Source organism: Spirochaetaceae bacterium, from assembly GCA_009784515.1.
Taxonomy (GTDB): domain Bacteria; phylum Spirochaetota; class Spirochaetia; order WRBN01; family WRBN01; genus WRBN01.
Genome location: WRBN01000020.1, coordinates 1 through 23607 on the forward strand (window position 1 = coordinate 1; position 23607 = coordinate 23607).

At 41.8% G+C, this 23607-nt stretch carries 20 protein-coding genes and 3 tRNA genes; 8 read left to right on the plus strand and 15 right to left on the minus strand.

The features are described from left to right. Window positions 1-599, minus strand: a 599-nt coding sequence (locus tag FWE37_03630) for a hypothetical protein (GenBank protein MCL2520084.1), incomplete at its 3' end; no start/stop codon positions are given. A gap of 250 nt (window positions 600-849) precedes the next feature. Between FWE37_03630 and FWE37_03635 the strand changes: the two genes are divergently transcribed. Beyond that, window positions 850-1935: a GMP reductase gene (locus FWE37_03635; protein MCL2520085.1), complete on the plus strand. Its 1086-nt coding sequence runs from the start codon at window positions 850-852 to the stop codon at window positions 1933-1935. Window positions 1936-1986: 51 nt separating this feature from the next. Here the strand turns inward: FWE37_03635 and FWE37_03640 are convergent, their stop codons facing one another. From FWE37_03640 to FWE37_03665, 6 genes are all read right to left on the minus strand, one after another. Continuing rightward, window positions 1987-2412 carry a hypothetical protein gene (locus FWE37_03640; protein ID MCL2520086.1) on the minus strand — a complete coding sequence of 142 codons (426 nt, stop codon included), beginning with the start codon at window positions 2410-2412 and terminating at the stop codon, window positions 1987-1989. A 209-nt stretch (window positions 2413-2621) separates the two neighbouring features. Beyond that, on the minus strand, window positions 2622-3458 hold the full coding sequence (locus FWE37_03645; protein MCL2520087.1) for a sulfide/dihydroorotate dehydrogenase-like FAD/NAD-binding protein: 837 nt from the start codon (window positions 3456-3458) through the stop codon (window positions 2622-2624). A gap of 51 nt (window positions 3459-3509) precedes the next feature. After that, window positions 3510-5504, minus strand: a complete 1995-nt coding sequence (feoB, locus tag FWE37_03650; protein ID MCL2520088.1) for a ferrous iron transport protein B — start codon at window positions 5502-5504, stop codon at window positions 3510-3512. A gap of 168 nt (window positions 5505-5672) precedes the next feature. Beyond that, window positions 5673-7568: a flagellar hook-associated protein FlgK gene (gene flgK / locus FWE37_03655; protein MCL2520089.1), complete on the minus strand. Its 1896-nt coding sequence runs from the start codon at window positions 7566-7568 to the stop codon at window positions 5673-5675. 85 nt (window positions 7569-7653) lie between these two features. Continuing rightward, window positions 7654-8157 (minus strand): hypothetical protein, encoded by a 504-nt coding sequence (locus FWE37_03660; protein MCL2520090.1) that lies wholly within the window; start codon window positions 8155-8157, stop codon window positions 7654-7656. A 208-nt stretch (window positions 8158-8365) separates the two neighbouring features. After that, window positions 8366-9721, minus strand: a complete 1356-nt coding sequence (locus FWE37_03665; GenBank protein MCL2520091.1) for a hypothetical protein — start codon at window positions 9719-9721, stop codon at window positions 8366-8368. 238 nt (window positions 9722-9959) lie between these two features. On the opposite strand from FWE37_03665, the gene FWE37_03670 reads away from it, so the two are divergent. Next, entirely contained in the window at window positions 9960-10784 is an 825-nt protein-coding gene (locus tag FWE37_03670) for an Rpn family recombination-promoting nuclease/putative transposase (protein ID MCL2520092.1), read from the plus strand. A 236-nt stretch (window positions 10785-11020) separates the two neighbouring features. On the opposite strand, the gene FWE37_03675 is transcribed toward FWE37_03670, so the two are convergent. Then, window positions 11021-12412 carry a hypothetical protein gene (locus FWE37_03675; GenBank protein MCL2520093.1) on the minus strand — a complete coding sequence of 464 codons (1392 nt, stop codon included), beginning with the start codon at window positions 12410-12412 and terminating at the stop codon, window positions 11021-11023. Window positions 12413-13660: 1248 nt separating this feature from the next. Here FWE37_03675 and FWE37_03680 point away from each other — a divergent pair. Together FWE37_03680 and FWE37_03685 are read left to right on the plus strand one after the other, a co-directional pair. Next, window positions 13661-13734, plus strand: a tRNA-Met gene (locus FWE37_03680). A 105-nt stretch (window positions 13735-13839) separates the two neighbouring features. Continuing rightward, on the plus strand, window positions 13840-14751 hold the full coding sequence (locus FWE37_03685) for a class I SAM-dependent methyltransferase (GenBank protein ID MCL2520094.1): 912 nt from the start codon (window positions 13840-13842) through the stop codon (window positions 14749-14751). A gap of 34 nt (window positions 14752-14785) precedes the next feature. Here the strand turns inward: FWE37_03685 and thrS are convergent, their stop codons facing one another. From thrS to FWE37_03705, 4 genes are all read right to left on the minus strand, one after another. Then, window positions 14786-16507, minus strand: a complete 1722-nt coding sequence (gene thrS, locus FWE37_03690) for a threonine--tRNA ligase (GenBank protein ID MCL2520095.1) — start codon at window positions 16505-16507, stop codon at window positions 14786-14788. Window positions 16508-16690: 183 nt separating this feature from the next. Beyond that, a complete protein-coding gene (locus tag FWE37_03695) occupies window positions 16691-17836 on the minus strand; it encodes a hypothetical protein (protein ID MCL2520096.1) in 1146 nt (381 codons plus the stop codon). Between the two features lie 32 nt (window positions 17837-17868). Then, window positions 17869-17940: transfer RNA gene (locus FWE37_03700), tRNA-Thr, on the minus strand. A gap of 120 nt (window positions 17941-18060) precedes the next feature. Continuing rightward, window positions 18061-18438, minus strand: a complete 378-nt coding sequence (locus FWE37_03705; protein ID MCL2520097.1) for a RidA family protein — start codon at window positions 18436-18438, stop codon at window positions 18061-18063. A gap of 111 nt (window positions 18439-18549) precedes the next feature. Here FWE37_03705 and FWE37_03710 point away from each other — a divergent pair. Beyond that, window positions 18550-18622: transfer RNA gene (locus FWE37_03710), tRNA-Ala, on the plus strand. Between the two features lie 50 nt (window positions 18623-18672). On the opposite strand, the gene FWE37_03715 is transcribed toward FWE37_03710, so the two are convergent. After that, window positions 18673-19293, minus strand: coding sequence for a sugar transferase (locus FWE37_03715; GenBank protein MCL2520098.1), 621 nt, complete (start codon window positions 19291-19293; stop codon window positions 18673-18675). 319 nt (window positions 19294-19612) lie between these two features. Here FWE37_03715 and rdgB point away from each other — a divergent pair, with 319 nt between their 5' ends. Both rdgB and FWE37_03725 read left to right on the plus strand, forming a co-directional pair. Continuing rightward, entirely contained in the window at window positions 19613-20206 is a 594-nt protein-coding gene (gene rdgB / locus FWE37_03720; protein ID MCL2520099.1) for an RdgB/HAM1 family non-canonical purine NTP pyrophosphatase, read from the plus strand. A 108-nt stretch (window positions 20207-20314) separates the two neighbouring features. Further along, window positions 20315-20701, plus strand: a complete 387-nt coding sequence (locus tag FWE37_03725; protein ID MCL2520100.1) for a helix-turn-helix transcriptional regulator — start codon at window positions 20315-20317, stop codon at window positions 20699-20701. Window positions 20702-20830: 129 nt separating this feature from the next. On the opposite strand, the gene FWE37_03730 is transcribed toward FWE37_03725, so the two are convergent. Next, complete coding sequence (locus FWE37_03730; GenBank protein MCL2520101.1) at window positions 20831-21736, minus strand: metal ABC transporter substrate-binding protein; 906 nt, start codon at window positions 21734-21736, stop codon at window positions 20831-20833. A gap of 126 nt (window positions 21737-21862) precedes the next feature. Between FWE37_03730 and FWE37_03735 the strand changes: the two genes are divergently transcribed. Further along, the gene (locus FWE37_03735) at window positions 21863-22462 is read left to right on the plus strand and encodes a hypothetical protein (GenBank protein ID MCL2520102.1); all 600 of its coding nucleotides are present in this window, start codon (window positions 21863-21865) and stop codon (window positions 22460-22462) included. Window positions 22463-22506: 44 nt separating this feature from the next. Here the strand turns inward: FWE37_03735 and FWE37_03740 are convergent. After that, window positions 22507-23607, minus strand: a 1101-nt coding sequence (locus FWE37_03740) for a hypothetical protein (protein MCL2520103.1), incomplete at its 5' end; no start/stop codon positions are given.

Sequence of the window (23607 nt, forward strand, 5' to 3'; positions counted from 1 at the left end):
ATCTCATTATCGTTAAGGATAATAATTAAGTTGTTGCCTATTTTATCGGTACGGCTTAAAGCTTTGTAAGATTTACCGCCCAGTATCTGCCCGGCGTGGTTTAAGGCCTCAAAGGCGGTGCCGTTAGCGATACTGCCATCGCCGATAACGGCAATAACTTTGCCTTTTTCTTTTAATAACTCTTGTCCTTTAAGCAGGCCCAGTGCCGTAGAGATACTTACCGAAGCATGGCCGCTGCTAACGGTATCGTGCTTGCTTTCGCTGCGCCGTGTAAAGCCCGATAGGCCGCCTTTTTGCCGTAAGCCGGTCAGCTGGTCGGCCCGGCCGGTTAAAATTTTATGGGTATAACTTTGGTGGCCCACATCAAAGATAAATTTATCGGTGGGGCTTTTTTTATCTTCGGCAATACTATTGTCAAACACATAATGCAAAGCCACCGTTAGCTCTACCGCCCCTAAGTTGCTGGAAAGATGGCCGCCGTTACTGCTAACGGTTTGGATAATAAGCTGCCTAATTTGTGCGCACAAAGCATTAAGTTCGGCTATGGTAAGCTCTTTAAGGTTTTGCGGGGTTAAACTATCCAAACTTATCTCTTTCATTGCTCTTTAGTATAATAGCCTTTAGTTAAAATTGCAATGGTAAAAATTAGCGTATGGGGGTTTTTATCGATTGGTAAAAAAATAAAATAATAATTATCCATAAATCACGCTATTAAAAGAAGATATTAGCATAACAGTCAATAACCCCTTTGCGCTAACAAGGGGTTATTTTTGTCGTTATTTACTATAGGTATACAAAATTTGATTTTTGGGCTAAAATAAATTTATATTAAGCCATAAAGAGGTATTTATGCAGATAGATTACACCCGTAAGCTCGATTTTAACGATGTGCTTATCCGCCCTAAACGCTCCACCCTCCAAAGCCGCAAAGAGGTAAATTTGCAACGCACTTTTACCGGCAAGCACAGCCGCTGCAACTTTAGCGCCGTGCCTATTATCGCCAGTAATATGGCCACAGGTAGCTTTGCAATGGCCGAAGTTTTTGCCCAAAATAATATGCTGGTGGCTATCCACAAATTTCATAGCCAACAAGATTGGCTTAAGGCTTCACCTGAGGCGTTAAGTGCGTCCATTTATACCATTGGTATGTCTGAGGAAGAGTATCAGGCCTTTGATGAAGTACGCTTAGCCTTAGCGGCCAGCGGTAAAATTACCGCCCCCGAGCGCTTACCTTTGTGTATCGATATTGCTAACGGTTACACTCAGCGTTTTGCCGGTTTTGTGCGCTGGGTGCGCGAACGCTGCCCGCAAACCTTAATTATGGCCGGTAATGTAGTTACGGCCGAAATGGTGCAGGAGCTTATTCTTAATGGGGCCGATTTTGTTAAGGTAGGTATTGGGCCCGGCAGCGAATGCACCACCCGGCTTAAAACCGGTGTGGGCTACCCGCAGATTGCGGCCGCTTACGAATGTGCCGATGCCGCACACGGGTTAGGCGGCGGTATTATTTTAGATGGCGGTATGCGCTGCCCCGGCGATGTAGCTAAAGCCTTCGTGGCTAACGCCGATATGGTTATGCTAGGCGGTTTTTTTGCCGGTACCGATGAACAAGAAGGGCAGTTAATAACTAAACGGCTCTTAACCAACTGGATAGATGAAAACGGCAAGCAAATCATAGAAGAAAAAAAATTTAAATTATTTTACGGTATGTCCAGCGAATATGCCCAGCGTAAACACCAAGATGGTCTTAAAGATTACCGGGCCTCCGAAGGCCGCAGCGAAGAGGTAGTTTATCAAGGGCCGGTACAAAATATTATAGACGACCTTTTAGGCGGTTTGCGCTCCACCGGCACTTACATTGGGGCCGCCAAAATTAAACATTTTGGTAAATGCGGTACACTGATTAGGGTTAGCCGCCAGCATGACCGCTTTTAATAGTTAAAAGCTAAAAGTTAAAGTTGTTTTTTATTGCGGTAAAGAATAAGGTTAATTTTTAGCTTTTAGTTCTCTTTTAACTTGATGCAACTTATAAAGCCGCTGTTTAGAGTTATAAATAACTTTTAGCGTACGGGCAAGGCTGCGCAGCCGGGTAAGGTTTTCGGCATATTCTTCAAATTGTCCCGTATAGGTTTCGGCATCGTAGATAGAGTAATTATCATAAATAACAAGGCTAAAAGTTTTCTTTCCTTTATAACGAATACGCAGAAGATGACAGCCGGGAGTAAAAGTACGATTATTACGGTTAAGGTACTCAAACTCTAATTTATTTATATCGCTATAAAATATAATTATTTCATCATTATTAATATGTAAAGCGGTGAAATCTAACTTTACGCTGGTCTCTTTGATAAGGCTTTCCTGCCCAACATAACCATATACCCTATAAAAGAAGGCAACTACCGGAGTTAGCATAACAAACTGATGTAAAAAATAAGGAAGCGGCTCAAAAAGGTTTCTTCTTAGAAAGAAACTCACTAAAAGGAGAGCGATAATTAAAAAAATATAAATCCAAAAAATATTTATAAGAAGCGGGGAGAGGAAATGGCGGCGGTGGCCGTTAATTTTATATTCGTCCATAATTTACTGGCAGGAGCCCTCCATTGGAGGGCTCTTTGTGGCCCTTAAGTATTTAGCCCAATCTTGCATTTATGTTTGGTTTCGGCTTCAAAGTCTTTGTAACTTTGCTGCCGCATCATCATATTGTTCCAATCTACTTTGTGGGCATCAAATTCGGGGCCGTCAACGCAAACAAATTTGGTTTCGCCGTCAATAGTAACCCGGCAGCCGCCGCACATACCGGTGCCGTCAATCATAATAGTATTAAGGCTAGCTGTCGTAGGTATATTAAAGGGGCGGGTAACGGCCTCGCAAAACTTCATCATAATGGGCGGGCCAAGCGTAAACACCTCACCAATATGGGGAAGGCTTTCACACAGCTCTTTTAACGGTTCGGTAACCAATGCCTTGCGGCCGGCGCTGCCGTCATCGGTACAGATAATAAGCTGGTCGGCAAAGGCCTCTAACTCTTTTTGCATAATAATTAAATCTTTATTACGTGCGCCTATAATGATAATAACTTCATTGCCGGCTGCTTTAAGAGCTTTGGCAATGGGGTGCATAGGGGCAACACCAACCCCGCCGCCGATACAAATAACCGGGCCATCGTATTTTTCGATGTGGGAAGGCGAGCCAAGCGGTCCTAAAAGGTGGGCAATATGGTCGCCGGCATTAAGCTGCGCCAATTTTATGGTACCTTCTCCTACGGTTTGAAAGATGATAAGAATCCAGCCCTCATCGGCATTGGCATCGGCGATGGTTAAAGGAAGACGTTCGCCATCGGGTTTAGCCATTAATATAATAAATTGACCGGCTTTCCGCGCTTGGGCGATATGTTTGGCTTCTATCTTTAAAGAGAAGACATCTGGCGATAGTTGTACTTTTTCTAATATTTTGTTCATTCTAAAATTATAGCCCATAAAAGACGATTTGTCAAAAAAAATCTTATATAATTAATGGCATTTATGGCAATTTTTACAACTATGCGTAGTAAAATTAAAATTACCGGTACTTTTTCTACCAATAATGGTTAAAGCTGCAGCTGTAGCCGCCAAAAAGATAAGCGGCAAAATTATAAATAATGGTTGGTGGGCAGTAGTTAGCTGGTAAAAGAGGGTAGCTAAACTCCACGCTACAATAAGCAGGTATAAAAGAGTTAGCAGTCCGTAAAACCAGCCCATCTCGCGCCATAAGGTGGTGGCGGCCGCTAAGCAAGGCAGGTAAAGCAGCACAAAAATAAGGTAGGCATAACTAGCCCAGCCGTTAAAAAAAGTGCGCATATTTTGACTTAACAGGCTTTCGGTGTATTCACTTTCGCCGCTGTCGCTGCTAATTAAAGTACCGCTAAAAAAGTTTTCCGGTATCGTTGCAAAGGCTTCCCCTAAACTGTCTAAAAAATTAAAGTTTTCGTGGCTTTCTTCGCTTAACCCATAAAGGGTGGCTAAGGTGGTAATAATGGCCTCTTTAGCAAATAAACCGGTAATTAAAGCTACGCTGGCCGGCCAATTTTCTTCTTCTACTCCAAAAGGGCTAAAAACAGGTGTGATGGCTTTACTAACATCTACCAGCAGGCTTTCCTCGCGGTCATTTAAATGAATGTTATTTAATATTCCCAATAAAATGGTAGCTATAATAATAAATTTACCGGCTCTTAGTAAAAAATCTTTAAGCTTGCTTAAACTTTCGCGCACTACGTAAGCCATACGCGGCAACTGATAATAAGGCAGTTCCATCGCCAACGGGGCCGGTTTGCCTTTAAAAAGAGTTTTTTTAAGCAGCAAAGCCGTAACGATGGCCACCGCGATACCCAGCAAATAAAGCGAAAAAACTACCAGCGCCGCCCGGTAAGGAAAAAAGATGGTGGCAAATAAAACCAGTACCGGCAGTTTAGCGCTGCAAGTCATAAACGGGGTGATAAAAATAGTTAATAATTTATCGCGCCTATTTTTTAAAATACGGGCGCTCATAATGGCCGGCACGGTACAGCCAAAGCCTAAAATTAAAGGCACAAAACTTTTACCGGATAACCCTAGTAATTGCATAAATTTATTGATTACAACAGCAGCTCTAGCCATATAACCGGAGTTTTCTAGGATAGTTAAACAAAAAAAGATAATAAAAATAGGCGGAATAAAAGTAGCTACCGTTTGCAAAGCCATACCCAGCGAATTGACAAAAACATCGACAATAGGCCAATCCAATCCAGCTAAAAGATGATTGGGTAAATCGATAAAAAGTGAGCCGCCTACAACATCAAAAAAATCGATAAAGGTAATGCTAAATTTTTGAGTTACATAAAACATTGCAAAAATAATCGCTAAAAAGATAGGCAGGGAAAGATAACGATTAAGCGCCACTCTATCTAGAGCTGCCGTAATATTTTTGCCGCTTGTTAGGGTAGTTGCTGCGTTAAATAGTTGTTCAATATCAACTTTGTCATCAATAATTATAGGTTGGTTTAAATGGGTGGCGATAGCCTCTTTTAAAAGATTGCCACTTGGTTTTTGGGTGGCATCTAAATTCATAATGGGCAGCTGCTGATTAAGTTTAGCTATATTGATGTTAATACCTTGTTTGGCGGCTATATCGGCCATATTAGCTACCAAAAGTACCGGCTTGCCTAACTTAATTAGCTGCTGGCTTAGCTGTAAGCTGCGCTTAAGATTGGTAGAGTTTAAAACATTAACAAATAAATCGGCTTCGTTACTATGCACGTAGTTACAAGTTACGGCTTCGTCTTCGCTTTCCGGTAAAAAATTGTAACTACCGGGCAAATCGATTAACGTAATGTGTTGATTATTAAAATTATAAAAGCCTTCTTTTTTCTCCACAGTTACACCGGGCCAGTTACCGATAGCCTGCTTAAGGCCGGTTAATAAATTAAAGATAGTGCTTTTGCCGCAGTTAGGCGTACCTATTAAAGCTACCTTAAAGGTATTTTGAGTCATAAAATGTAAATTTCCTTGTTAGTTAATACTAACCATAATGTTAGTATTAACTAACCTATTTGTCAAGAGCTTTAAAGGGGTTTTTACAAATTTATTAAGCAAAAAAATAATTTATAAAAAAGCGAGGATTCCCTCGCTTTAATTTTTACTTTTTAATTATTAATTTAATTACAGCTTTAACCTATTAATAATAGTATCTAGGATAGCGTCCATTGTGCTGATAAAACGGGCGCTGGCGGTAAAACCATGCTGAAAACGCACAAGGTCGACAAATTCTTCGTTAATGTTTACCCCGCTGATAGATTCTTTAATATCGTTAAGGTTTTTATAAATAGCTTCGTAAGAGAGGTGGGTATGAAAAGCCTCTTGCCCTTTGCTGCCAATCAAGGCGGCGCTATCGGCAAAAAAATCGTCCATACTCATCATACGGTCTATCATTACTTTTTCGTGCCGTAAGTTAGCCATAGCAATAGCAATACGGTTATCACCAATGGCCGCTTCGCCATTAGGGCCGGCAGCGGCGGCGGCAATGTGGTTTAAATCGGCAGTGATAAAAGGATTAACGGCCAGCCATGCAGCAGGGTGGCGCAGTGGCGCAGTACTAAAGCTGGCCCCTTGATTAGTGCGTAAAGCGGTAGCGCCGGCATCTAGGCCTTCCCAGTTAAAGGCATTTTCCGGACCGCTGGCATTAAGCAGGCCGGCATAACCGGTTAAAAAATGGCCGCTATCGGCTACGTAACGCAAAACAAAATCGGGGTTATCGCTGCCGGTCATGGTAGCTTTAAGGACTAAACGGCCGCCGGTATCGAGGTTAGCCGTTACATCGGCTCCGCTGCTGTTAATACGGTTAATAATATCGCTTACTGTGTCTGACGGAAAGTAATTAATATCAACATTGCCTTGCGGCCCGCTTAAAGTCATAGTACCGCTAATGCCTACCGGCACATTCGTTGCCAGCTGATTGGCACCGCTTAAACGGTAAAGCAGGGTGTGCGTAGGTTCGCCGATGTTGTTAAGATCGAAGTTGCCGTTAATATCTTCAATAATAGGGTGCTGTACAAAAAAATTTAAGCCGGTTTCGCCGCTGCGGCCAAAACCCGAGCGGTGCAGCTCGTTGGTCATATCGATAAAACTAATGGCCATCGCATTAAGCCGCTGCATTTCGCCGTAAACATCACCATCACGTAGCTGGATAAGCGAGGCAAGACTGCCGGTTTCGGCGGTGTAAGGGTCAAAATCAAGGTTATTACTGCGCCAATGCACATCTACAAGGCCATCGTTAGCTTGATTAGCTACGGCCCGCAGCTCTTGCACCTCGCCGCCCTGTACTAAAAGCCGGCCACCCACATGCACATTAAATTCGGTTGGTTCGCGGCCGCTAACCTCAACCGGTATTAAATGCGCCAGCTGGCCAATTAAATGGTCGCGCCTATCCATTAAATCGTTGGGGTTGTCGCCAATGGCCAGCACTCGGGCAATTTCGGTGTTAAGTTGGGCCACCTGCTGAGCCATTTGGTTAATGTTATTAACGGTTACACGTATGTCTTGGTCCAGCACTTGTCGTTGTTCATCAAGCAAGCTGTATCTATTGTTAATAGCGTTGGCTAAGGCTTGGCCATTTTGCGATACCACAGCTCGGCTGGAGATATTTTCGGGGTTATTAGCAAGGTCTTGCCAGCTATTCCAAAAATTATCCATAAAGTTACGCAGCGAGCCGGCTTCGTTAGGTTCGCTCATAATAATATCAAGCCTTTCAAGGTAAAAACTGCGTGTCTGCCAAAAGCCTAAGTTATCGGCGGTATTTAAAATTTGGTTTTGATGTAATCCATCAAAAATACGTTCGACACTACCCACTAAAGGGCCTTGCCCAAGCTGGCCGGGCGTAAGGGCACGGTTTAAAGCGGGAGCAGAGAGCGGGTCCATCGTGCCGATACGCACACGCTGGCGGCTGTAGCCTTCGGTATTAAGGTTAGAGATATTATGACCGGTAGTATTAAGGGCAGTTTGGTGGGCATTCATGCCGCGGCGGCCAATTTCTAACCCCGAAAATGTTGATATAGACATGAAGCTCTCTCCTTATTACAAAGACGACCCACTACTCCGGTGCTACACACCACCCCTTCGCCGGCGAAGGGGATTTAAAGAGGAGTTATTTTACCGAGCTAAACAAAAAGGAATCAGGGTCTTGCATGGCACGTTTACCTTGCCGCATATAAGGGTTGCCGCCGTTTTGGGCCAGCTGAGCCTTATTAAGAACCTCTTCTACTAATTGCATACGCACACGGCTATAGGCCTCTAAGCTCTTTAATCGGCATTTCATGCGATAAACTTCAGCCCTAAGCTCTAAATAATTCTTTTTTAAATCGTCGCGCAAATCGGGAGGGCATAACGAAGCCAGCTCGAAAAAGCTGCGCTCACGCGGCAGAGCAAAGGCTTTGTACAGCTCATCGGTTATTTCGGCCCGCCGCTCTTCGATAGTTACCACATCGTGGCTGGTACGGCCGCACTCTTTTAAAATACTTTGCAGTTCGGGCCATTTTTTATCTTGTACGGCGGTACGTAAGGTATTGTAACGTTCGTTAAATTCTTTAATTAAGGATAGCTCGCGTTCCATGCTGGCTTTTAGGTTAATTATTTTATCGATAGCTTGCACTGGTTATGTCTCCGTAATTAAATTTTCGGCATAAAGGTAAGCCAAAGTTTAATTGCTTAGTAACTATAAATGGTTAAGATAATGTTATTGATGATAAATAAAGATGAATTTAGGCAGGCATTTTGTTAAGGTGCGGCGGTAATTATAAAAGAGGCCAAGTTTTGCTTGGCCTCTTTATTTGCGTTGTTATGAAAATAATGTTAGTAAATTAAATGCGAAGGCGAAGGGCTAAGTAAAAGCTGCCTAAACCGGTGGTGGTAGCCTGAAAGTTGCTCCACGTGCCGCGTTCGGCGCTCATGGTGCCGCGTTGCCAGCCGGCCGTAACATAAAGGCTAGCTATATCGATGTTTTGCGAAACATCAACATCTACGCCAAGTACCCAGCTTAAGCGGTCTAGTACACCGTATTCGGTATCAAACCAATCGGGGCGGGCATCTTCACCGCTTTCGGTTAAAGTAAGGATAGCGCCTACACCCAAGAAGGGGCGCATAAACCCAAAACCTAACCACTCAAAGTTTAACCCGGCAACACTAGCAGCGCCGGAGCGTGTCCAGCGTTCGGCCAGCCAATTAACGGTGTTTTCATCGCTGACAATTTGGCTGTAGTTTACGGCTAGGTTAAAGGTATCGGGGATACCTACGCGAGCGCCGGCGGTAAAGCTAAAACCAGTTAAAATGTGGTCGTCTATAGCTTCCCATTCATCGATAGAACCCGGTTTTAGTTGGAAGGGGATAGCCCTAACAAACTCGAACGAGCCGCCAACATCAAGGAGAACCGGTAAGTTGTTAATACCTACGCGTAAAGTACCGCCAAAAAATTGAGCATCGGCGTTAGCTAAAGCTAAATCGGTTACCGATAAAACCGGGCTGGCAATGAAATCTTCCAGCGGGTCTACACCAAAGTTATTATCGATGTTAATTCTAAGGTTAGCGTAAGCGTTGGCCCAAATATTAACCACGCCTAAATCTAGGTTATTAAGGTTAATTTCGCCCAGTCCAATCCAGCCGGTGTTGCGTCCCCAAGCGGGGTTATGCGGGCCTTGCCCCAATGGGTCATCTTCGCTGCTGTTGCGGCCGGTGCTCATATCAAGGTCGCTAATCCAGCGTACGCTTAGTTCGGGAAAAGCGGCAAAACTTAGCAAAGCCTCTATCGAGGTACGGCGCGTGCTGTGGTCTTGGGCACGGCTAAAGTAGTCGCGTTCGTTGTATTCGGTACGAAAAACTCCAGTGTAGCTGGTGGCCGATGTTTCTATCATACCAACCCTAAAAGTTAGGTTAGCCGCATCAATCCCTAAAAGACCAAACGGGTTTATCCTAAAAAAGGCTTCGTGCAACAAAGTGCCGCCAAGCCTAAGTTGGGTTTGGGCACCAAGATGCTCGTTAAGATTAAAGCCTATCCATACACGCGGCCAGTTATCTAGGCCGCCAATAAATCTGCCTTCCCCATATTGGCCAAAAGCGCGCAGTTCGGCGTTAAAGGTCCATGGGCTAGAGGTAGTTTCTTCTTGAGCAAAAGCAGCATTAGCCACAAAGGCCAATAAAAGAACAAACAAAATTTTCTTCATAAACAGCAACTCCTTTTAATTATATTTGCCGTTAGCAAAGCAAATATAATTAAGTTTAGCACACTTTACCAAGTTGTCAATAGGTTTTTTTTAAAAAAAATTAATAAGGTAGCGGTTAAACTGTTATAATAGGATTTATAATTATACGGCGCAAAAATTGATAGAGGGTAAAAAGTTATATTTTTGTCTTTGACAAAGAGCTAAAATAACCGTATACTTTAACCAAGAGGTTTAAACAATGAGTGGCGGGCCTAAGAATAGTGTATTTACTTTACTTTTTAGCGATGAAGCGCGGCTGCGCGAATTATATTACGCTTTAACCGGCATTAAGTTAGCTACAGATACCCCATTAATTATTAACACCCTAGAAGATATTTTTTATATGGGGCGCGTTAATGATATATCTTTTGAGGCAGATGGTAAATTAGTGGTATTAATTGAACATCAATCAACTATCAACCCTAATATGCCGTTACGGTTACTTTTATATATTGCCAGATTATACGAAAAGATGGCCAGCGGTAAAAAAGTTTACACACGTAAATTAATAACTTTACCGCGTCCGCAGTTTTTTGTTTTGTATAATGGAAAAGAACCTTTAGACCAAGAAGTAATGAGATTATCGGAAAGTTTTGCCAATACCACTTTCGAGAGCCGTAATTTACTTGAACTAGAGGTAAAAGTTATTAATATTAATTATGGACAAAATGATACTATAGTAAGGCAATCGGCAACTTTGTATGGGTACAGTGCGTTTATTTATAAAGTACAAGAGTATATAAAGGAAGGCAACAGCCTAGAAAAAGCAACGGAGCTGGCGGTAGATTACTGTTTAAGCCACGAAATATTACAAGAGTTTTTAGATAAGCACCTAGAGGAGGTAAAAAATATGTTGACACAGGAGTGGAATTTAGAAGAGGCCAAAGAGGTATGGTTTGAAGAGGGCTTAGAAAGAGGCTTAGAGAAAACCGCCCGCAATATGTTAAAGATAGGTTTATCGCCCGATATTATAGCTAAAGCAACCACTTTAACTATAGAAGCGATAGAAAAGCTAAAGGATTAGTAACTTTGCATTAGTTTAATTTAGATTTTGTGATATTATTTTTTCGGTAAGCTTCGCAGCGGCAAAAGTTGCGATATTTTTATATTACAGGCAGACGAACCCTCTTTGTCAAAGAAGGGGAGGTTAGTGCGCTATTTTTTTATATAAGTACCAAATATTTTAGCTATATCACAAAAAGCACCCCAAGTTTTGCTTGGGGTGTTTACACAATTTTTTTAAAAAATTAAAGTAACAAATTACACACGGGCGCGTAGGGCAATGTAAAAAGCACCTAAGCCACTGCTGGTAGAGGTAAAGCTGCTAAAGCCGGTATCTCTTTCAGCACGTACGCCGGCACCACGTTGCCAGCCGGCAAAAAAGTTTAAGCTACCTACGTTGGTTGGTACAGGTATATCTAAACCAAGTACCCAGCTTAAGCGGTCTATAGCACCTAAATCGGTATCAACCCATTCAATGTTATCGTTGTCATCGCTGTCAGCAAAAAGTACAATAGCACCTACACCAACAAAGGGGCGCATAAAACCAAAACCTAACCAGCTAAAGTTTAAACCAACTACACCGCTGGCACCATGGCGGTCAAATGAATTGTTTAGCCAATAGCCATCATCTTCGTCGCTCATAATACCGCTGTAGTTAATAGCTAGGTTAAAAGTATTAGCAATGCCAACACGTACACCGGCCATAAAGCTAAAACCGCTTACAGCGTCGCTAATGTGGCCAACTTCACCGCCGCCAATCGGGCCAACTTCAAGAGCGCGTACAAATTCAAAAGCACCGCCTACATCTAGGATAACAGGTAAGTTGTTAATACCTACACGTACGCTACCGCCAAAAAACTGTAAATCTTGTTGTCCACCTAAAGATGTACCTTGAGCACCGGTTAAACCGCCGCCTATGTTGGCAACATTAGCACCGGGGGCAGGAAAACCAACCATTCTAACCTCAGCGTAAGCGTTAGCCCAAAGGTTTACGGCGTCTAAATTTAGGTTGTTAAGGTTTACTTCGCCTAAACCGCGCCAGCCCACATTACCCCAGTTTCTTGCTTGGCCAGAGCCACCACCAGTAGTATTAGTTCCACCGTGCACGCCTGGGTTATTAGCCCAATCGTTGCGGTCGGCGCTCATATCAAGGTCGCTAATCCACCTAATGCTTAATTGCGGTAAAGCGGCAAAGTTTAATAAAGCCTCAATGCTCATACGGCGTATACCGTTATCGGCGGCACGGCTAAAGTAATCGCGCTCGTTGTATTCGGTACGTAAAATGTTACCAACGGCGTAAGTGGTAGCGCTGCTATCAATTAAACCAACCCTAAAGGTTAGGTTAGCGGCATCTACACCTAACAAGCTTAGCACATTTACTCTAAAAAAAGCTTCGTGCACTAAACCGGCAAACCCGGCATCGCCTGCACCAAACCTAAATTGGGCGTGCATACTAGCGTGCTGGCTAAAGTTAAAGCCCACCCATACGCGCGGCCAGTTATCTAACCCTGCAATAAACTGTTGCTCACCGTATTGTGCAAAGGCACGTAGCTCGGCATTAAATGTCCATGGGCTAGGCGGCGGAGCATCTTGAGCAAAAGCAGCATTAGCTACAAAGGCCATCAAAAAAACTAACAAAATTTTTTTCATAAACAACTATTTCTCCTTTTAGTGTTTTTATTGATTAAAAAAAGATATAGCTAAGTGTAGCATACTATAGCAAATTGTCAATAGAGTTTTTTAAAAAAAAGCAACAAAAATTTAATAATTTTGTTACAATGGCTAATAGCTAGGCAAGTTTTACGCTAAATTTGTTTATTTTTTACTTATTTTTAAAGCGCTATAAGCCGAAAGAAGACGTTAAATATTAAATTTAGATAATTTTTGATTAATATTTAATATAATTGGTTTGTTTTAAGGCGATGCACTTGCCGTTGCAAACGCTAAATTTATGGGTAACAGTCCTAATGTTCTTCTTCAGGGAAAGGCTCGAAGGGCGGGGCAGCGGCTATAAATATTTGCGGCTTGTCTTTTGCTGTCTCGGTTGCTCACTCACAGCTGCCCAAACAAAGAAGATTTAGGCGGTAACTTTTTTAAAAATTTAGCTTGACAATTGGCGATATTATGGCTATAATGGTGTTATAAAAACCTTACCCCCGTGTGGTAACAGAGGCAGGAGAACTTTCTTAAAATTGATTACTTTAAGAAGTTTTTACCAGTTTCCTCTTAGTAAACTGGCTGGGCGGCTACTAGCAGCAGTATTGTGACGTAGAGTGCTAGTAGCACTTTTCCAATGGTTATATTATCCATTGTTTCCCTCCTTATTATAAATTTCTTTACAATGTAGAGGTGGAATTACAATACTATGGCTTTAAGCCGTATGCAGTAATTGTAATATGGCGTGCCGGCTTTGTCAAGGCAATAATTTAATTTTTGTTATTATTTTATTAAGGAAATTTAGCTTGACAATTAGTGGTATTATGGCTATAATAATGTATATAAAAAACCTTGCCCCCGTGTGGTAACGGAGGCAGGAGAACCTTAACAGGTTTTTTGCACACTTTACTAAGTTGTTACTTTAGTAAAGCGGCTGAACGGCTACTAGCAGCAGTATGGTAATAAACAGTGCTAGTAGCACTTTATTTATGGTAAAACCCATAAATTTTCCTCCTTCTATAAAAATATTTGTTAATATCTTCTAGTGTAGAGGTGGAATTACAATACTATGGCTTTAAGCCGTATGTAGTAATTGTAATATGGCTTATCGGCTTTGTCAAGGTAAAATGTTTGTTATTATTACTCTTGGCGGTAAATTTTATTTACTTATAGAAAAAATGGTAAATAATTATTACAGCCCCTTGACAAAGCAGCTATTAATAATGTAAACTACTAAACAATGGTGGCATAGCTCAGCTGGTTAGAGCGAACGGCTCATATCCGTTAGGTCGGGGGTTCAATCCCCTCTGCCACTATTTTTTAGCTTTAGTTACGCTCGGCAGGGTGTAGAAATTAAAACTGCCACTACTTTAGGGTTTAGCAATGGCTAAGCCTTTTTTTATCGATGGGTGTAAAATTAAATGACAGAAAAAGATTTATCGGCCTTTGCGAAAGGCCTTAAAGAGCGGGCTTATAATCGCCGTATTTGGGCCGAAGGAGAGCAAATAACGGCCTATCGTTTATTTGACCGCGAAAAAAGCCTGCCCTTAGCCATCGATATTTTTAACGGTAAATATCTGCATATTACTCATTATGCTGGTGATGAACCGTTTGAGATAAATGTCTATCTTGATGTGATTAGTCGGGCTTTGGCCATCGAATCCGGTCGTATCTTTTATAAAGAACGCAGTAAGCTAAAAGATAAAGAGCAGTACACTAAACAGGCCGGCGATAGCTTTACCTTATGGATAGAGGAAAACGGCCTGCAATTTTTAATTAATTTGAGCGATTATATCGATTATGGCCTGTTTTTAAACCAGCGTCTTAGCCGCCGCCTCATCGCCGATTATGCCCTTAACAAAAAAGTGCTTAATTTGTTTAGCTACACCGGCAGCTTTGGCCTATACGCTGCTTTTGCCGGCGCCGGTAAAGTGGTTAATGTGGATACCAGCAACACCTACCTTGATTGGGCCAAAGAAAATATGCGGCAAAATAATTTGCTCACCGGTCACACCAGCTTTGTGCGTGCCGATGCGGTTAGTTTTTTGGCCGAAGCTAAAACCAATAAAGATAAATACGATATAATTATTTTAGATCCGCCGGTGTTTAGTAATAATAAAAGCGGTGTGCTTAACCTACAGCGCGACTATGCTAAATTAATTAATGATAGTTTGGTCATTTTAAATAAAGGCGGCTTTGTGTTTTTTAGCACCAGCCTAACAAATTTTGATTTTACTAAACATCAAATTAACGGCAAGGCCAACGAGGTTACCAACAAAACCATACCGCTCGATTTTGTGAAGCCGCATAGGGCGTGGGTAATTAGCCATTAAACAAATCCCCTTGATTAAAAGAGGATTATAAAAATTATTCTTTACTGGCCACCACTCCCAACATATACCCCAGCGCCTCCGCCAGCGGCTTATCCTTAAGTTGTTCCTCTTGGCCACGCACCTTAATGGTTACCGTACCGGCTTGTTCATCGCGCCCGCCTACCACTAAGGTAAAAGGAATCCGCTGGGCGTTAGCCTCTTTTATTTTGGCATTTAAGCGTTCGTTGGATAAATCGACATCGGCGCGTAACCCGGCCTGCCGCAGTTTTAACTCTATTTCTTTAGCGTAGTTACCAAAGGCGGCGGCTACCGGTACCACACGGGCCTGCACCGGGCTAAGCCAAGCGGGGAAAGCTCCGCCAAAGTGCTCTACCAGCACGCCAAAAAAGCGCTCGATACTGCCAAAGAGGGCGCGGTGCAACATATAAGGGCGTTTTTCCTTACCATCGCTGTCCACGTAGGTCATTTTAAAACGTTCGGTTTCATTCCAATCAAATTGAATGGTAGTAAGCTGCCATTCGCGGCCCATACTGTCATTTACTTTAAGGTCGATTTTAGGGCCGTAAAAAGCCCCGCCGCCGGCATCAACTTCGTAAGGCAGGCCGGCTTCTTGTAAAACTTTTTCCAACACCCCTTCGGCAAAGTTCCATTGTTCTTCGACCCCAATCGCCTCTGCCGGGCGGGTAGAAAGGTAGGCTTTAATAGCGGTAAATTTAAATGACCTTAACATATAGAGGCTAAAACGTAACACTTCGGCTACCTCACCGGCGGCTTGTTCGGGAGTGCAAATAATATGGGCATCATCTTGGGTAAAGCCGCGCACGCGCAAAAGGCCCTGTAAAGTGCCGCTGCGTTCGTAACGGTAAACGGTGCCAAGCTCGGCCCAACGGCAAGGGAGGTCGCGGTAACTTTTTTTGCCTTCGTTATAGACCATAATATGGAAAGGGCAATTCATCGGTTTAATGTAATAGTCGTCGCCGTCAATATCCATTTGGCTGTACATACCGTCTTTATAAAAGCCCAAGTGGCCGCTGGTTTCCCACAGCCAACTGCGGCCAATGTGGGGGGTAAAGAGCATTTCGTAGCCGTTTTTATAGTGTTCGGCCCGCCAAAAATCTTCAATGGCGATACGGATACGCGCTCCCTTTGGGTGCCAATAAGCTAGGCCGGGTCCCGATTCTTCGTGAAAGCTAAATAAATCTAGTTCACGACCCAATTTACGGTGGTCACGCCGTTCTAGTTCGGCTTGCAGGGCGATGTACTCGTCAAGCTCGGTTTTGCTATTAAAAACGGTGGCATAAAGGCGTTGTAACATAGCGTTTTTTTCGTTGCCGCGCCAGTAAGCACCGGCTACACTTAAAATCTTAAAACTATCGGGCTTAATTTGGCCGCTGCGTTCGAGGTGAGGCCCTTTACATAAATCGGTAAAGTTGCCTAGTTTGTAAATGCTAATAACTTCACTTTCGGGCAGGTCATTAATTAATTCTATTTTATATTTTTGGCCGGCAAACAAAGTTAAAGCTTGGGCTTTGCTTAATTCTTGCCGAATAAAAGGTAAATCTTCGGCCACAATTTTGGCCATTTCGGCCTCGATGGTAGCAAAATCGGCGGTGGTAAAGGTATGTGTGCTGTCAAAATCGTAATAAAAACCATCTTGAGTGGCGGGGCCAATGGCAAATTGCGTATTGCCATACAAGCGTTGCACAGCGCAGGCCATAACATGGGCAGAGCTGTGGCGAAGTATTTGTAAATCCATACCTTATCTCCTATAGTTTTACTATAGCATATTAATAGGTAATAGGGAATAGGGACACGAGCTGCCGGTTGGCTAGGGTCGTGCGGTAAATAAATACCTATAAAGGCGGCTTTGCCGCCAGTTTAAGCTATTACCTGTTAGTTATTACTTAATTAAAAGTCCTGCCTTTATCATTGGTTTTGCTCACAGCCCACCCCTGATGGTTGTTTGCTCGCGTATTCCTTGATGGTCTCCGTGCATAATAACAATTTCAGTTGAATTGCTAAGACCAATTAAATTAAGGTTAGGCAACTGAATATCATTTATAGTTAATCTTTCTAGGTTAGGCAGGCCGCTTATATCTAAATTTGTTAAAGGGTTGCCATCTGCTATATTAAGGTGAGTTAAATGAGGAAGATACCCTATATTTAAACTGGTTAATAAGTTGCGTGCTACAGCAAGTGTGGCTAAATGAGTAAGATTACTTACATCTAAATGAGTTAACTGGTTATCAAATAAGTTGATTACAGTTAAATTGGTGAGGTTATTTACATCGAGGCCGGTAAGACGGGTGCCGGCTATACGAAGATGTGTTAACTGATTATTATTACTTAAATCAAGATGAGTTAAGCCGCTAAGCCTTAGTTCAAGTCTAGTTAAATTAATCAAATTACTTATATCAAGATTTGTGATAGCGCTAAACTCTGCTCGTAAATGAGTTAAATTTATATTATTGCTTAAATTTAAATGAGTTAATTGGCGATTAAAGTCTACATAAAGCGAGGTTAAATTAATGTTATTATCTAAGTTTGTACTTATTAAGTTATTAGATGATACATTAAGGTAAGTTAAATTAACAAGGCCGCTTACATCAAGCTGAGATAGGCGGTAATTACTGTTGGTTACCACCTTAGTTAAGTTAGGGTTATTACCCAAAGTAAGAGTAGTTAAGTCATTAGAGCTTACATTAAGCTCGGTTAAATGGGTAAGGCGGCTAACATCTAGGCTGGTTAAGCGGTTACCTGTTAAATTAAGAGTAGTAAGCCCCGTTAAATATTCAAGGCCAGCGCTATCTCTTATATGGCCGTTAATGGGCTGGCGGCCCACAAAATCGCTGTGGCCAGAATGGTTTAAGGTGTGTATGCGGGCTAGAGCGGCTATTAAAGCTTCTCCCCGTAGTCCGGCATTATGATTCAAGCTTCGGGCCACCACACTGTATAAAATTCTGTCTGGAAATAAGAGGGCTAAATCGGGATTATTAACAGGAGGAAGGGGGATAAGAATACCGCAGCTAACGTTAAATATAATTATAGCGGCTAATAAGTAATAAATTTTTAAAAAATTTCTCATAATATAAAGTTATTAGTTTTAAATATTTATTGAGCCAAAAGTGGGAATTGAACCCACGACCTACGCGTTACGAATGCGTTGCTCTACCCCTAAGCTATTTTGGCAATGAGTATATCATAATATAAATTGAATTTTATGTAAAGGGGTTTTAATTGAAAGATAATACTTTTATCATTAAGAAACGTTTATTAAAATACCCCCCTAAAGGTGCAGGGTAAGCCCTGCTAAATATAAGCCACCGCTTCAATCTCTACGAGACCGCCTTTGGGTAAAGCTCCTACTTGTAAGGCGCTGCGTGCCGGCGGATTGCTGCCAAAAAATTCGGCGTAGATAGTGTTTACGGCGGCAAAGTCGTTAATATCGGCTAAAAAGACGGTGGTTTTAACAACTTTTTCCATGCTGCTGCCGGCAGCCTCGAGCACGGCTTTGAGGTTTTGCAAGGCATAGGTGGTTTGCGCCTCTATGCCTTGCATCAACTCCATTGTGGCGGGGTTAAAGCCCAGCTGGCCGCTGGTATAAACCATATTGTTAATAACGGTGGCCTGTACATAGGCCCCAATGGCTTTGGGGGCTTTATCGGTGTTAATAATTTTCTTTTCCATCTTAATATTATAGCATAGCTGCCGGCAGCCGGCAAGAGCTAAATTTATAAAAACTCCTTAAAAAAGCTCTTGACAAAGAGCTAAAATTTGATTAAAGTAATTAAAGTGCTTGGGGGCATAGCTCAGTTGGTAGAGCGTTTGAATGGCATTCAAAAGGTCAGGAGTTCGATTCTCCTTGTCTCCACTTTTAACAACCGCTATTTTTATCTTTCTCAATAATCTGCTTTAAATTAACTAATAACCTTTACGCAGCAAAATAATTTTGATGGTTTTGAAACCTATTTTAAAATCTAGGGCTATATTAATGGTATCTATATATTGCATATCCAGTTGTACGCGCCGGGCGTAGCTAACATCGTTGCGGCCGCTGGTTTGCCACAAGCCGGTAACACCGGGTTTTATGCTGATAAGTTTACTGTAAAATTCGCCGTATTTAAATTTTTCGTCCTCAACAATCGGGCGCGGCCCCACCACCGACATCTCCCCTTTGAGCACATTAAAAAACTGCGGCAGTTCGTCAAAGCTGGTATTGCGTAAAAAATGGCCTATGCCCTTAATGATACGCGGGTCGTTTTTAAGTTTAAAATATTCGTTATATTCGGCTTTCCGTTCGGGGTTAGCCGCAAGGTATTGGGCTAAATAGCTATCGGCATTAACCACCATCGTCCTAAATTTGTAGCAATTAAATAACTTGCCGTTTTTGCCAATACGCTTGTGTTTAAAAAAAACTTGGCCATCGGGGCTGTTAATTTTAATAAGCACCGCTATAAAAATAAATAAAGGTGCAGTAAATAAGATAAATATGAGCGAAAAGCCAATATCTAATAATCTTTTAATAAAAGTTCGGTATATCATAAATAATGTTTTACTATTGTAACATTAACTAACCAAGCTGGCAAGGGTAAAAACTAAGATTATTTATATAAAAGTAAAAAATATCTTTTTTATATCAATATATTTTAAATGCCATGCGTACCACTTAACTGTAAAAATAAAAAATATCTTTTTGCCAAAGCATAATACCTTAATGTATATATGTTGGTTATTTACAACCCTTACGTTTATAATACAAGCAAGGGAGTTATTAAACTGTCTTTTTACTTATAAAAATAACTTTTTTATTTTAATATTAGGCTGCTAACTTTTATGACGGTTTGTAGTCGATAGGGAAAGTATGAGGGTAAAACAAGGTACACAACTAAGTGATTTGTACTTAGCTAGTAATAATTTACACAAAGCAAACGAAGTAAGCGCTATTTTGGGTTGCCCGGTAAAGCTGCCGGCGCAGCTGGGTTTAAACTTTGCCGTAACCGAAGACGGCGGCAGTTTTATCGCTAACGCTTTAATTAAGGCCAAAGCTTTATACAGTTTAATTAACCGGCCGGTAATTGCCGACGATTCGGGCTTGATAGTAGAGGCTTTACCCGGTGAACTAGGGGTAGAAACGGCCAACTTTGCCGGCGATATAAGCCAGCAGCAAAAAAATAGTTTACTGCTGGATAAAATGCAGGGAGTTAGCAATAGAGCGGCCACTTTTGTTTGTGTGGCAATACTTTATGAAGGTGATAATAATTTTACGCTTGTAAAGCGTGAACTGGCGGGTGAAATAGCCCGGCAAATGCAGGGCGAAGCCGGCTTTGGTTACGATAGTGTATTTTACTTAGCCGAGTACGGCGAAACTTTAGCCCAGCTTGATGAGCAGTTAAAAAATAAATTATCGCACCGGGCGCTGGCTTTTAGCCAATTAAAAAAGATTATTATGGCTTAAAGTAATGTACTTTTGTTAAACTTATGGCAGGTAGATTGTTGCTGCCCACGCTATTAGAGGTTATGCTTAATGTAATTAAAAATTAATTAAATAAGGATGGTTTTAAAAATGAGTAATCCAAGCACACAGTTTCATGAGTTGTTAATTAAAAACATAAAACTGCACCGCAAGCAGCATGCGTACTCGCAAATGAAGTTGGCAGAGTTATGCGCCGTTTCGTCCAACTATATTGGCGAAATCGAAATGGGCCGTAAGTTTCCTTCGGCAGATACAATGGAACGTCTTACCGCTGCCCTAGACCTAAAACCTTACCAGCTTTTTGTGGAAGGCAACGAAACTCCTTCGGAAGAAGAGATTATCGAAAGGTATAATAATCACCTTAAGGCATTAGAGGCTGCCAATTTAAAGGTGGATTTGGACCAAGCTAAGGAATCGTATTATACCAGCCGCATGAACGATGCCAACAACCAAGATAACCAACCAAAGGCGCAGTAAAATTTAATTTAGCTCCCCAAAAATTTATAATTACATTATAAATAATGCTTAGAAGCATGCTTCTAAGCATTAAGAAAGGGGTCTTAAGGGCAGCAAGCGATGACGGCTTAGCTGCCTTTTTTGTTAAGGTTAATAAGCAGCCGCCATAGCGCGAGCAATAACATCGCGGTTAAAAAGCATGGCCGCTACATAACTATTAATAGGGTCGTTACCGCCGCTAATGGCCGAATCCAGCTCGAAAAGTTCGCGGCCGGCTTCACGAGCAATTAGCTGAGCTGCGGCGCTGGGGTAAAAACGTTCGGCAAACAGCACAATATCGGGGTTATCTTTAAGCAAATTGACCAGCTCAATAATCCGGCCGGGACTTATTTCGCTATCTGCCTCGTGTGAGATGGTGTCGATAATCTCAAAGCCGTAGTCGCGGGCAAAATAAGGAAAAGCATCGTGAAAGGTCATTATCCGCCGGCCATAAAAAGGGGCGAAAGTATCGCTTAAAATTAAATGCAGGTGCTCTAAAACGGCATCGTACCTTACGGCGTTAGCTAAATAAATTTCGGCATTGGCGCTATCCAGCCGCAGCAGCTGTTCGGTAATGTTACGCACTTGCAGCCGGGCTAAAGGCACGCTTAGCCAAAAATGTTCGTTTAGCCATAGTTCGTCAGCATGGTCGTCGTGGTCATCATCTTCGTCATCATCGTGATGGTGCGTGCCGGTGTAGGGGATAGCCTCTATGCCAAAGCCAGCATTAATAACGGGGATATGCGGGTAAAGCTGCTGGATACGCTCCATAAAGGGCTCGCCGATACCGTTGCTAATAATAAAGCTGGCGGCCTCGATGGCGCGCAAATTGGCCGGTGTTAGCTGATGATGGTGACCCTCCGGGGCAATATTAACAATTTGCCACTGGCTGCCATCGGTAATGTTTAAAGCCATTACATAAAGCGGAAAGATGGTGGTAACGATGGTTGGGTGCTGCGACCGGTTGCCGCAAGCTATTAAAATGAGAGCAAAAATGAATGCGAAAAGTTTTTTCATTTATAAACTATCCTTTGGTGGCTTAATTTATAGATAAATAATTGGATTTTGTCAAGCTCCTATGGGGGAGTTGGAACTTTTAAATTTTAGCTTTACTTTAACTGTAAGCTATGTTAAACTATTACTATGAAAAAAATATTAATTTTATTTTTATTACTAATAGCCATAAATGCACAGGGGCAAGGCTTGCCGGTGCCGGCTAACGCTACACTTGTTACTTTATTCCCTGACGCTAATCTGCGTATGGCAATGATGGAAGAACTTGGAAGCAATGACGCATGGCTGACTGGACAAGCCTTAAGTGATAGGCTGGCAAGGGTGAGAGAGCTGAACGTAGGTAATATTAATAATGCCGATGGCCTTGAATACTTAATTAATTTAACTCGATTTTCAGCAAGGTTGGGGTCATTAACCAGTTTAGATGTAAGTACTCTTATTAATTTGGATACTCTTGATATAGCATGGAATAATTTAACTGAGCTAGATATAAGCAATAACATTAATTTAACTTATCTTGATGTTGGTTTGAATAACTTAACTCATCTAGATATAAGCAATAACATTAATTTGATTTATCTTGATGTGAGTAGTAATCCCTTAACCAGCCTTAATGTGAGTAATAATATTAATTTAAGAGTTATTAGAATATGGGATATAAATTTTACAGGGCAGAATATTATAGGGCTTCGCAGGAATATAGAGTTATGGGATAGTTTTCCACAATAGCAACGTACACCTTTAAAGGGTGTGCGTTGCTATTGAATATTATTTTAAACTCTCCTTCTACCTATAATTCTAATGCCGCGCCAAGTAACGGGGTTATTCGCTTCAGCATCATAAACTAACCTTTGGCTAGAGTTATATAAAAACTGCCCCCTGCCATCACACAAAATAAAATGATTTATACCACCTACTCTACCTTGAATCATCGTATAATGAAAGCGGCCATCAAAGTGTTCATCTCTTAAGTTTCTTACATCACCATCTACTTGGTTTACTGTTAAAATAGGAACATTTTCGATAGGCACACCCGCCGGAGCCACAGGGGTGGGAGTAAACCACCTAAACATCTCATTAAGGATTAATGGAGTGTTCTGTACTTCTGTATCATCGAGCATAATTTGCACATCTGCACCATTATGTCTAAAAGTATTAGTTACAGCCATATGGTACATAGCTATCACCTCGTGGTGGGTAAAGGGTCTACTTCTTAAGCCTTCGGCTATAAGTTCCATCTGTATAATGGTAGCTAAGCTCATAAAATAACAACCAAACATATGAAGGTTATTAAGAGAATAGCCGCTATTTAATGCTCTTCTACGTAAATCATCATCAAAAAGAGGGTACGTTCTGGGGTTATTCCGAGTAAAATGGTCATTACTAAAATCAATTTGCCTTAGGTATATAAAATTACCATGTTCATTTCTTTCATTACCATTGGCATCCTCCGACCTTCTGTTTACATCTACCGTAGCCGGTATACGTGCCGGCTCTTCTACTACTGGGTCTTCATTGTTCATATTATCGTCTCCTTCTAATAACATTGTCTCTAAATCTTGCCTTATACTGCCAATCTCCGCTAATTGCGTAGGCTCAATTCTATCGTTATGCGGGCTTATTATTCTTAAGTTTTCCAGTACTTCTAATAACTTATCAAAAAGGTGTAATAGTTCGTGGTTACCTTTTCGTAAACTAATTTGCCCGGCTTCATTGATAGTTAAACCACCATTAATATTTTGCAGCTCAACCAAGCCCTCTTCATTCAAAGCCAGAGAGCTCTCCCCATTACTAATCTCTAACACCCCCTCTTTAGGTGAAGGAGCCTCCCTCATAGTTCTCTCTCTATCCGGCCTCGCCGGGTTTAACGCCAT

Excerpts from the sequence above, each read along its gene's own strand:
- FWE37_03635 (MCL2520085.1), top strand. The coding sequence starts at position 850 with ATGCAGATAGATTACACCCGTAAGCTCGATTTTAACGATGTGCTTATC.
- FWE37_03640 (MCL2520086.1), bottom strand. The coding sequence starts at position 2,412 with ATGCTAACTCCGGTAGTTGCCTTCTTTTATAGGGTATATGGTTATGTT.
- FWE37_03645 (MCL2520087.1), bottom strand. The coding sequence starts at position 3,458 with ATGAACAAAATATTAGAAAAAGTACAACTATCGCCAGATGTCTTCTCT.
- feoB (MCL2520088.1), bottom strand. The coding sequence starts at position 5,504 with ATGACTCAAAATACCTTTAAGGTAGCTTTAATAGGTACGCCTAACTGC.
- flgK (MCL2520089.1), bottom strand. The coding sequence starts at position 7,568 with ATGTCTATATCAACATTTTCGGGGTTAGAAATTGGCCGCCGCGGCATG.
- FWE37_03665 (MCL2520091.1), bottom strand. The coding sequence starts at position 9,721 with ATGAAGAAAATTTTGTTTGTTCTTTTATTGGCCTTTGTGGCTAATGCT.
- FWE37_03670 (MCL2520092.1), top strand. The coding sequence starts at position 9,960 with ATGAGTGGCGGGCCTAAGAATAGTGTATTTACTTTACTTTTTAGCGAT.
- FWE37_03675 (MCL2520093.1), bottom strand. The coding sequence starts at position 12,412 with ATGAAAAAAATTTTGTTAGTTTTTTTGATGGCCTTTGTAGCTAATGCT.
- FWE37_03685 (MCL2520094.1), top strand. The coding sequence starts at position 13,840 with ATGACAGAAAAAGATTTATCGGCCTTTGCGAAAGGCCTTAAAGAGCGG.
- thrS (MCL2520095.1), bottom strand. The coding sequence starts at position 16,507 with ATGGATTTACAAATACTTCGCCACAGCTCTGCCCATGTTATGGCCTGC.
- FWE37_03695 (MCL2520096.1), bottom strand. The coding sequence starts at position 17,836 with ATGAGAAATTTTTTAAAAATTTATTACTTATTAGCCGCTATAATTATA.
- FWE37_03705 (MCL2520097.1), bottom strand. The coding sequence starts at position 18,438 with ATGGAAAAGAAAATTATTAACACCGATAAAGCCCCCAAAGCCATTGGG.
- FWE37_03715 (MCL2520098.1), bottom strand. The coding sequence starts at position 19,293 with ATGATATACCGAACTTTTATTAAAAGATTATTAGATATTGGCTTTTCG.
- rdgB (MCL2520099.1), top strand. The coding sequence starts at position 19,613 with ATGAGGGTAAAACAAGGTACACAACTAAGTGATTTGTACTTAGCTAGT.
- FWE37_03725 (MCL2520100.1), top strand. The coding sequence starts at position 20,315 with ATGAGTAATCCAAGCACACAGTTTCATGAGTTGTTAATTAAAAACATA.
- FWE37_03730 (MCL2520101.1), bottom strand. The coding sequence starts at position 21,736 with ATGAAAAAACTTTTCGCATTCATTTTTGCTCTCATTTTAATAGCTTGC.
- FWE37_03735 (MCL2520102.1), top strand. The coding sequence starts at position 21,863 with ATGAAAAAAATATTAATTTTATTTTTATTACTAATAGCCATAAATGCA.